Below are 9,887 nucleotides of genomic sequence, written 5' to 3'. Positions count from 1 at the left end.
AGCAGTCCGAAAGGTAGGGCAAGTTTGCGAATAAGAGAATGGATTTGCAACGAATGCGGTGCAGTACACGACCGCGATACCAATGCGGCAAAAAACATTCTCGCGGCGGGACTTCGCCGTCTTGCAGAAGGAATCCCCGCTCTTTAGGGCGGGGAGGAAGTCAACCAACGGGCAGTCGCTGAAAGCGGCTCAATTGGCGTGTTTGTTGCGCTTCGTTAGATTCGCCCCAGAATATCACTCGTGGCTGTCCCAACTGCGGTTAGGATCGAGGACAGCATTTTCAAACCGTGAATACACGCCACGGAAGGCCAAGCGCACAATCCCTGTTGGGCCGTTCCGGTGTTTACCAATGATCACCTCGGCCAGACCTTTATCGGGTGAATCAGGGTTGTAGTACTCATCACGGTACATAAACATAATCAAATCGGCATCTTGCTCGATGGCCCCCGACTCACGCAAATCGGACATCATTGGCCGTTTATTGGGCCGTTGTTCAACCGAGCGGTTTAACTGTGACAAGGCAATCACTGGCACTGAGAGTTCCCGTGCCAAGCCTTTCATGGCTCGCGAAATCTCTGAAATTTCAGCCGTACGATTTTGTTGTTGGCGGGCGCCTTGGCTGCTGCCGCTCATCAGCTGCAAATAATCCACCACAATCAGGCCCAATTTGCCATCAAAACGGCGCGCTAAACGCCGTGAACGGGCACGTAACTCAAGCGCAGATAAGCTGGGGGTTTCATCAATAAAAATTTTTGCATCCGCCAACACACCGAGGGCATGGGTGAATTTTTGCCAGTCCTCGTCATCAAAACGACCGGTACGCAATTTATGTTGATCGAGCCGCCCGACCGAACCGATCATCCGCGTGGCGAGCTGGGTCGCTGGCATTTCCATTGAAAATACGGCCACTGGCAGCGCGGTTTGGATCGCAACATTCTCTGCCAAATTCATGGCAAAAGCGGTTTTCCCCATCGAGGGCCGACCCGCCACAATAATCAGGTCTCCGGGTTGCAAGCCGGAGGTTTTCTCATCGATATCAATAAAACCAGTGGGAATCCCCGTTACCGCATCGGGATTGTCTCGGCTATACAGATGGTCAATCCGTGTGGTGACCTCGGTGAGGATATCTGGCATTTCCAAAAAGCCCTGCTGCGTGCGGGCACTGCTTTCAGCAATTTGGAAAACCTTTGATTCGGCTTCATCCAACAGTTGCGCCGCTTCTCGTCCCTGTGGGTTAAAAGCCGATTCCACAATCTCATTGCCGACTGACACCAACTGCCGCATCACCGACTTTTCACGCACAATTTCGGCATAACGCTTGATATTGGCCGAGGATGGTGTGTTTTGTGTCAAGGTGACGAGATACGATAAGCCCCCGATCAATTCTAATTCGTTTTGTGCCTGTAAACGTTCGGAAACGGTTAGGGCATCGGCAGGGCGACTGGCATCTAACAGTCGCACAATCGCCAACCAGATCAGACGGTGTTCATGGCGATAAAAATCTTGCGCCATGATTAAATCGGCGACTTTTTCCCACGCGCTGTTATCCAACAGCAGCGCCCCGAGCACCGCTTGTTCTGCCTCGGTGGAATGGGGCGGTAGGCGTAATTCAGATAAAGGGTCGGCAGGTAAAGATTCAGACATGAAACAAAACCGTTTCACAATAACGAGTGGCTGCGTAGTTTAGCAGTTTCGTCCTGCTACGACCCCACTCGACCACGCCCATTGAAAGTTATATCCCCCCAACCAGCCAGTCACATCCACCACTTCACCAATAAAAAATAACCCCGGCACCCGTTGTGCCATCAGCGTTTTCGAGCTGAGTTCACGGGTTGAAACACCTCCCCGTGTGACCTCGGCTTTTTTGTAACCTTGCGTACCATTGGGGCGTAATTGAAACTGATGGGCTGCTTGTTCAAGCTGTGCCAGCTGTTTTTTACTGAGTTGGCGACTGTTGCCATCAATCGCCAACCGTTGTAACCACGCTTCAGCAAATCGGCGCGGCCAATAATCTGCCAGACGATTGAGCAACGTTTTATCACGGCGCTCGGCGGCATCGATAAAGTCGGTGATGGTCTGGTCTGGCATCAAATCCAACGTCACCTTTTCACCTGCACGCCAATAGCTAGAAATTTGCAAAATCGCGGGACCGGATAGCCCTTTATGGGTCAATAACCCTGCCTCTCGAAAAGCGGGGCCGTGTTCTGCTTGTGCTGACATCGACAGCGCAATGCCAGAGAGTGGGGCGAATTGTTCGCAATCTTCCCGATGCAAGGTCAGGGGTACTAAGGCGGGGGCGAGTTCGGTGACGGCCAAGCCAAATTGCTCGGCCAGACGATAGCCAAATGGGCTGGCGCCAATTTGTGGGATAGATAAGCCACCGGTGGCAACCACCAGTGACGCTGCTTGAAAGCGTCCTTGTGAGGTGGTGAGCTGAAACACATCGCTGCGGCTGACGTCTTGGACCGATACGCCAAGCTGAATCACCACCCCAGCGGCTTGGCAGCGTTGGTGCAACATATCAATAATGTCTTGGCTACTGTGGTCACAAAATAATTGGCCGAGGGTTTTTTCATGCCATGGGATACCGTGTTCTTTTAGATAAGCTAAAAAATCCCACTGGCTAAACTGTGCCAAGGCCGAGCGACAGAAATGGGGATTGTCAGAGATAAAACGGTCAGGGTGAATGTCGAGGTTGGTGAAATTGCAGCGACCACCGCCGGAGATGCGGATTTTTTCCGCCAATGTTGTATTGTGGTCTAACAATAAAACGCGGCGACCGCGTGCACCGGCCGTCGCGGCACACAGTAACCCGGCGGCACCGGCACCAATAATGATGACATCAAATACATTCATAAATTTTGCTTTCGTACGGCTAGGGGTTGTTTGGTGTAACGTGATGCTGTTGTTTGTGTTGAGTGTTCTGTATGTCTTATCCCCTGCGGATAAGGTGCAGTAAAAAGCTGTGGTTTGAGCAAACTAGCATCACTTCATCTGATACAAGGCAAATGGGTCATAGAATTGTTATCAAGCTTGGCTAATATCGTGTCAGAATAAGCGCTGTGCAGAATCTGCACCTACATTTCAAGGAGAGACCGATGCTGTTTCAATCTAGCTTGCTTGGCCCTGTCGAAGTTGACGAAAACACCGTATTACATTTCCCTGCTGGTTTGCCAGGGTTAGAGGGCTGCACACGCTTTAAGCTGTTCCATGAAGAAAACGATAACCCTCGCGTTTTCTGGATGCAGTCGCTGGATGATGCAGACATTCTGTTCAGCGTAGTGGATGCCCAAGAAGTGGCTGTCCGTTATGAAATTGAACTGACCCCTGCCGAAATTGACGCTTTGCAGCTCAAAGCTGCTGATGATGCTGCGGTGTTGGTGATTGTTTACAAAGATGGTCAAGAACAAACCGACCCAATGGGCAAGTTGCGTGCAAACTTACGCAGCCCATTGGTGATTAACTTGGAAACTCGCATTGGTTTGCAAAAAGTAGGCTTGAACTGCGACATCGTGTTCCGTAGCTAATCCCCTGCTCTGCGATACCAAAAACGCTCTGCCAGTCAGCAGAGCGTTTTTTTGTTAAGGGGCTTGAATGGCTTCCAATGCTTCGAAATAGCGTGGGAAGGTTTTTGCCACACAATCAGGGTCGCGAATAATGACCGAAGTGGCAAAGCTGACTAAGGACAAACACATGGCCATTCGATGGTCGTCATACGTATCAATTTCTGCATCTGGCAAGAAAACTTGCGGTGGCGTGATACGGATATAGTCTTCCCCTTCTTCTACTTGTGCGCCGACTTTGCGTAATTCTGCTGCCATCGCTGCAATGCGGTCGGTTTCCTTGACGCGCCAACTGGCAATATTGGTTAGGGTGGTGACGCCCTCGGCAAATAATGCACACGCAGCTAAGGTCATGGCCGCATCAGGAATATGATTGCAATCGAGGGTAATGGCTTTGACCTTGCCATCTGCGGGTGCTTCTGCCTCAATCCAATGTTCTCCCATGCGAATCACTGCACCCATCTCGGCCAACGCTTCAGCAAAACGCACATCCCCCTGAATCGAATGGGCCCCCACGCCTTGTACACGCACCGGCCCACCCCCTAATAACCCTGCGGCGAGGAAATAACTGGCTGAACTGGCATCGCCTTCAACATAAATTTCTGTTGGGCTGCGATAGGCTTGCGCCGGCACGGTAAAGGCTTGCCAGCCTTCACGGGCGACTTCGACCCCAAATTTCGACATCAAACGTAGGGTGATATCAATATACGGTTTGGAAATCAGCTCACCGATCACTTCCACTCGGGTGGCTTGTTGGGCTAGGGGAAGCGCCATTAACAGCGCAGTCAAAAACTGACTCGAGACATCGCCGCGTACTTTTACGACACCACCGGCGGTGATGGTGGCCGGTTCAATCAACAGTGGAGGAAAACCGCTGTTGCCGAGGTATTCAATTTTTGCCCCCAAAGTGTGGAGGGCTTCAACCAAATCACCAATTGGCCTTTCGTGCATCCGTGGCACGCCAGACAGGTGATACTGTCCGCCCATCAACGCCAAGGCAGCGGTGAGTGGGCGAAAGGCGGTGCCGGCATTGCCTAAAAAAAGTTTGGCATCTTTGACCGGAAATGCTCCCCCTGCCCCTTTTACCCGATAATCTCCGGCAATCGGTTGTTCTTCGACTTCAACACCAAGCGCAGTGAGTGCATCAAGCATTCGCCGTGTGTCATCTGAATCGAGCAGACCATGAATCAGCGTTTCCCCTTCTGCCAACGCGGCCAATAAGAGGGTGCGGTTAGAAATACTTTTTGAGCCCGGTAAATCTAAAGCACCACGCGCCCGTGGCTGATGTTGCAGTTTTAGAGTGAGCATGGGAAATTTCGCGTCCAAAAATAAAAAGAATTAAGACGAGGCGAGGTGTCGACGCTCGTAAAAAGCTTGTGCCAGTGTGCCCGGATCGGTGAATTCCAGCTCACCGCCGACCGGCATGCCACGTGCAATACGCGAGACTGTTAAACCATGTCCTCGCAGCATTTCGCTGATGACATGAGCCGTGGCCTCTCCCTCGGCAGTGTAATTAGTCGCCAAAATGACTTCTTGAACCACACCATCTAAAGCGCGTTGTTGTAAGCGGTCGAGTTGAAGCTCTTGTGGGCCAATGCCATCTAATGGTGAAAGCCGTCCCATCAAGACAAAATAGAAGCCGTTGAAACAACGGCTTTCTTCTAGACGCAACAAATCAACCGGCATTTCCACGATACATAAACGCTGTGGGTCGCGGCTGGTATCCAGACAGATATCACACAACGGGCTTTCGCTAAAAGTATGGCAACGTTGGCAATGGCCCAAATGATCGAGCGCATGTTGTAACGCGTGTGCCAGTTGTGCCGCACCGCTGCGGTCGTGTTGCAGCAGGTGATAGGCCATGCGTAGTGCAGATTTTGGCCCCACCCCCGGTAACACCCGCAGCGCAGACACCAGCTGCGCCAAAGACATTGGCGTGTTCATTGGTTGGTCACTTGTGGATCATTAGAAAGGCATTTTGAAGCCGGGAGGCAGATTCAAACCCGCTGTAAAGCCTGCCATTCTCTCTTGCGACGTGGTCTCGGCACGACGATTGGCATCGTTGACTGCCGCTGCAATCAAGTCTTCTAACATCTCTTTATCATCCATCACAGCAGGGTCGATGGTCACGCGTCTGATGTCGTGGTTACACGCCATCACAATTTTGACCATGCCAGCCCCAGATTGACCTTCAACTTCGATTTTGGCCAATTCTTCTTGGGCTTTTTTCATGTTTTCCTGCATTTGCTGGGCCTGTTTCATCAGACCCGCGATGCCGCCTTTTAACATCAAACACTCCTTAATCAATCACAGAGAGGGCGCATTATGCTTGCGCCGGTGGTGGGGTGAGAACTCGAATTGAGTCTTCAATAATCACTGCATCCAAGGTGTTCACCAACTGTTGAACGACTTCGTCTTGGGCAAACTCCTGCCGTGCTTGTTCCAACTGTTCACGGCGTAGGCGTTCTTGTTGGCTGAAATGGGTTTCGCCTTCAATGGTGCCAAATTCAATGGTTAATCGTACGGGGTGACCCAGATAATCCTGCATGATTTGGGTCAATTTCTCTTGATACTGTTGTACTAAGCGACGTTGTCCCTCGGGAATCCGCAAGCGGAATACGTCGCCTTGATGCCCCAAATACTCAGCATGTTGCAACACCACTTGTCCGGCGCCAAGCTGTGGCCGAACCGCTTGCACTAATTGATACCAATCCCCTTGCCAGCTGGCAGTGGGGGGCGCAGTGGTGTTTGTTGTCATCGCCACTTCTACCACGGGTGACGGTGAATCTTCCCACGGAGGTGAAACAGGGGGCGGTGTTTGTTGCATGGGGGGCGCGATTGTTACCGCTGGTGCAATTGGTGTGGGTGGTGCCGCTGGTGTTGCGCGTGGTGTGGGCGGTGGTTCGTTTACCGTTGGCACCGGTGCGGTAACGGCAGGGCCTCTGCCTTGTTTGTTATTGCGGATTTTATCGAGCAGGGCACGGGCTGCCGCTGGGCCGGTGGCGCTCGTTGCGACAGATGGCGACAGGGTTGATGTGGCAGTTGGTTTGCTGGCGCTTGTTGTCGCAGTGGGCGAATGTGGTGCACTGGCAGCCTGCGTAAGATGGCGGGCGCGTTGGCTGGGATGAAACGCCAATAAGCGCAACAGTGTCATGGTAAAACCAGCATAATCGTCTGGTGCCAGCGGCAAGTCACGCCGACCTAACAATACGATTTGGTAATAGAGTTGCACATCTTCTGCTGGAATTAACTCGGCGAGGGCAAACAAACTGTCTCGTTCAGGCTCGTCGTTGTCAATGGCCGTTGGGACGGTTTGTGCTAGGGCAATTTGTTGTAATACCACAGCCAGTTCACTTAGCGCAGTGTCTAAACTGCTGCCCTGTGCGGCCAGTTGTTCGGCTTCGGCCAACAGTGCACTGCCATCATCAGCGGCAAGGTGAGCGAGCAAGGCAAATAAATGTCGTCGGTCCACCGCCCCCAACATCGCCCGCACACCTTGTTCCTCGACGGCACCCAAACCATACGCGATGGCCTGATCCAATAGCGACAGCGCATCACGCATCGAACCTGCGGCGGCTCGTGCTAACAGCACCAAAGCGGGTGTGTCATAGCTGACCCCTTCCACCTCCAACACATGGCTAAGGTGGCTGGCAATTTGTGGTGCAGTCATATTGCGTAAGGAAAACTGCAAACAGCGTGACAATACCGTCACCGGCACTTTTTGCGGGTCGGTGGTGGCAAGGATAAATTTCACATGCGCGGGAGGCTCTTCCAATGTTTTTAGCATGGCATTGAAAGCCGATTTCGACAGCATGTGAACTTCATCGATGATATACACCTTATAACGTCCGGCTGTGGGCGCATATTGGGCGTTTTCAATCACTTCACGGATGTTGTCGATGCCGGTATTACTGGCCGCATCAATTTCTAATAAATCAACGAAGCGGCCACTGTCGATTTGCCGACAGGCGCTGCATTCTCCGCAGGGCTCGGCCCCGACTCCATGCTCACAATTGAGGCTTTTAGCCAAAATACGCGCAATGGTGGTTTTACCGACACCACGGGTGCCGGTTAACAGATAAGCATGGTGTAGCCGTTGTTGATTTAAAGCATTGCCAAGGGCGCGGACAACATGCTCTTGTCCGACTAAGTCAGCAAAACGTTTAGGGCGCCACTTACGGGCAAGGACTTGATAGCTCATAGGGGCGGATTCTAGCAGATTGCAGCAGACCCGTTATTGGCTTGCAGCAGCAGCCAAGGCAGCTAGGCGTTTATCATGGATTTCTTCTGCCAATTGATGGACCGCCATCGCATACAGTGTGCTCTTGTTATAACGGGTGATGGTGTAGAAATTTTGTAAACCCATCCAGTATTCGGTTACCCCTGCCGCAGTTTCCAATGGGAATAACACCGCTTTTGCTCGATCATTACCTTCACCGCCGAGCGTTTTCACACCACGCTGTTTGAGTTCGGCAATGCTGTAATGCAAGTTAAATTTATCTGCTACCAAGCTATCGCGTTCTTTTACCTCTGACGCATCGACTGGCAACACAATATCGGCGCCTTTTTGCCAACCATGTTTCTGTAAATAATTGGCTACCGAAGCGATGGCATCGGCTGGACTGACCCAGATATTACGGTGACCGTCTCCATCAAAGTCTACCGCCCACTTGCGGAAGCTTGAGGGCATAAACTGTGGCATCCCCATTGCTCCAGCGTAGGAACCGACAAAAGACAGCGGGTCGGCGTTTTCTTCTAAGGTGAGATGAAAGAATTCGGCCAGTTCACTTTTGAAATAGCTGGCGCGGCGAGGATAATCAAAGGCAAGGGTGCTGAGGGCATCAACCACACGGAAATTGCCACTTAAACGGCCATAACGAGTTTCGACCCCTAAAATAGCGACAATAATCTCAGCCGGCACACCATATTGTTGTTCAACTGCTTGCAAGGTTTTGGCATGTTTTGCCCAAAATGCGACTCCGCCGTCAATCAAAGCGGTGTTGAGGAAATTAGGGCGAAATTGGTACCACGGACGTGATGTAGAAGGCCGGTCCATGATTTTCAAAATCGAGGGTTTGCTGTCAACGGCACGCAGGGTGGCTTCAATCACCTCTCGCGGCACACCTCTTTCACGGCTGGTTTGTTCCACAAAAGCCTGCACTTCTGGCCGCATCAATAGCGTTTCATCTGCTTGGGCAGTGGCGGTGAACACAGAAAATAAGCAGGCGGAGAGAAATGCCAAGCGTTGCATGTCAAACCTTTAAATGCAAAGAAAAAAAACATAGTACCTGCAAAGAACAGGAAGTGCTATGCGCTTTGCCGCGAAAAGCCTCAGTGGGTGGGTTTTCGCGCATAAAATCAGATGATGTTTTATTTTTTTGGAGAAAAACATGAGTTTAGAAAGTGCCCGTGCCTATCTGAAAAATTGGCAGCGTGACCAAGATATTTTGGAATTTTCTGTGTCCAGTGCAACTGTGGAATTGGCTGCAAAAGCATTAAATACTGATCCGGCGCATATTGCAAAAACCCTGTCATTCATGGTGAACAGCAAACCGATTTTGATTGTAGCCAGCGGTGATAAAAGAATCGATAACCGCAAATTTAAGCAAACTTTTGGCACGAAACCGGTGATGTTAGCGGCCGAGCAGGTAGAAACGTTGATTGGGCATCAGGTTGGTGGGGTGTGTCCGTTTGGTGTTAACGAAGGTGTCACCATCTATCTTGATGAGTCGTTGCAAGAGTATGAGTTTGTTTATCCAGCTTGCGGTAGCGCGCAATCGGCAATTCAATTAACCCCAACTGAGCTAGTAACGATTGTTCATGCCGCACAGTGGGTCGATGTGTGTAAAGCCAAGTCTGAGGAACGATGACCATGCGCAAAAAACTGCCGATCGGCATTCAAACCTTCAGCGAGATTCGGCAAAACCATTATTACTACGTTGACAAGAGTGAAATGGCTTACCGTTTAGCAAATGAAGGAAAGCATTATTTCCTCTCGCGTCCGCGTCGCTTCGGTAAAAGCTTGTTCCTCGATACCTTGGCTGAACTATGGGCGGGGAATGAGGCGTTGTTTCAAGGGCTGTGGATTCACGATAAATGGGATTGGTCGCTGTCTTATCCGGTGATTCGGATTAGCTTTGGCGGCGGGGTGATGATGAATGTGGAAACTCAACTCCCCAATAAAATCGCTGAGCAAATGCGCATTAATGCCGAGCGTTTGGGGCTGGAAGTTGAACGAGGGGAAGCAGAAACCTATTTCGCCAATTTAATCCGTGCCGCTGAAGCGAAAACTGGTCAGAAAGTGGTGGTGTTAATTGATGAGTA

General features: G+C 51.2%; 11 protein-coding genes. 4 read left to right on the top strand and 7 right to left on the bottom strand.

Annotation, left to right across the window (positions count from 1 at the left end; translation table 11 throughout):
* The first annotated feature begins 24 nt into the window (after positions 1-24).
* Positions 25-147: a zinc ribbon domain-containing protein gene (locus G465_RS16565; RefSeq protein WP_373277235.1), complete on the top strand. Its 123-nt coding sequence runs from the start codon at positions 25-27 to the stop codon at positions 145-147.
* An 87-nt stretch (positions 148-234) separates the two neighbouring features.
* Here G465_RS16565 and dnaB read toward each other — a convergent pair whose 3' ends face one another.
* Together dnaB and G465_RS0111805 are read right to left on the bottom strand one after the other, a co-directional pair.
* Positions 235-1,644, bottom strand: a complete 1,410-nt coding sequence (gene dnaB, locus G465_RS0111810; RefSeq protein WP_022654662.1) for a replicative DNA helicase — start codon at positions 1,642-1,644, stop codon at positions 235-237.
* Positions 1,645-1,683: 39 nt separating this feature from the next.
* Positions 1,684-2,856, bottom strand: a complete 1,173-nt coding sequence (locus G465_RS0111805; RefSeq protein WP_022654661.1) for a BaiN/RdsA family NAD(P)/FAD-dependent oxidoreductase — start codon at positions 2,854-2,856, stop codon at positions 1,684-1,686.
* A gap of 242 nt (positions 2,857-3,098) precedes the next feature.
* On the opposite strand from G465_RS0111805, the gene fliW reads away from it, so the two are divergent.
* A complete protein-coding gene (gene fliW, locus G465_RS0111800) occupies positions 3,099-3,527 on the top strand; it encodes a flagellar assembly protein FliW (RefSeq protein WP_022654660.1) in 429 nt (142 codons plus the stop codon).
* 54 nt (positions 3,528-3,581) lie between these two features.
* On the opposite strand, the gene aroA is transcribed toward fliW, so the two are convergent.
* The 5 genes from aroA to mltB are packed head-to-tail and all read right to left on the bottom strand — an operon-like array spanning position 3,582 to position 8,814.
* A complete protein-coding gene (aroA, locus tag G465_RS0111795; protein WP_022654659.1) occupies positions 3,582-4,871 on the bottom strand; it encodes a 3-phosphoshikimate 1-carboxyvinyltransferase in 1,290 nt (429 codons plus the stop codon).
* A 30-nt stretch (positions 4,872-4,901) separates the two neighbouring features.
* A complete protein-coding gene (recR, locus tag G465_RS0111790) occupies positions 4,902-5,507 on the bottom strand; it encodes a recombination mediator RecR (protein WP_022654658.1) in 606 nt (201 codons plus the stop codon).
* Between the two features lie 21 nt (positions 5,508-5,528).
* Positions 5,529-5,855, bottom strand: a complete 327-nt coding sequence (locus G465_RS0111785; RefSeq protein WP_281166795.1) for a YbaB/EbfC family nucleoid-associated protein — start codon at positions 5,853-5,855, stop codon at positions 5,529-5,531.
* A gap of 31 nt (positions 5,856-5,886) precedes the next feature.
* On the bottom strand, positions 5,887-7,764 hold the full coding sequence (gene dnaX / locus G465_RS0111780) for a DNA polymerase III subunit gamma/tau (protein WP_022654656.1): 1,878 nt from the start codon (positions 7,762-7,764) through the stop codon (positions 5,887-5,889).
* 33 nt (positions 7,765-7,797) lie between these two features.
* Complete coding sequence (gene mltB, locus G465_RS0111775) at positions 7,798-8,814, bottom strand: lytic murein transglycosylase B (RefSeq protein ID WP_022654655.1); 1,017 nt, start codon at positions 8,812-8,814, stop codon at positions 7,798-7,800.
* Positions 8,815-8,953: 139 nt separating this feature from the next.
* Between mltB and G465_RS0111770 the strand changes: the two genes are divergently transcribed.
* Both G465_RS0111770 and G465_RS14635 read left to right on the top strand, forming a co-directional pair.
* Positions 8,954-9,433 carry a YbaK/EbsC family protein gene (locus G465_RS0111770; RefSeq protein ID WP_022654654.1) on the top strand — a complete coding sequence of 160 codons (480 nt, stop codon included), beginning with the start codon at positions 8,954-8,956 and terminating at the stop codon, positions 9,431-9,433.
* 2 nt (positions 9,434-9,435) lie between these two features.
* Positions 9,436-9,887 (top strand): AAA family ATPase (locus G465_RS14635; RefSeq protein ID WP_040399719.1); only part of this gene is annotated, 452 nt, incomplete at its 3' end.

The organism is Aquaspirillum serpens DSM 68, assembly GCF_000420525.1.
GTDB classification, from domain to species: domain Bacteria; phylum Pseudomonadota; class Gammaproteobacteria; order Burkholderiales; family Aquaspirillaceae; genus Aquaspirillum; species Aquaspirillum serpens.
The sequence above is the reverse complement of the archived record's forward strand: the minus strand, read 5'-3'. Positions and strand labels throughout refer to the sequence as shown.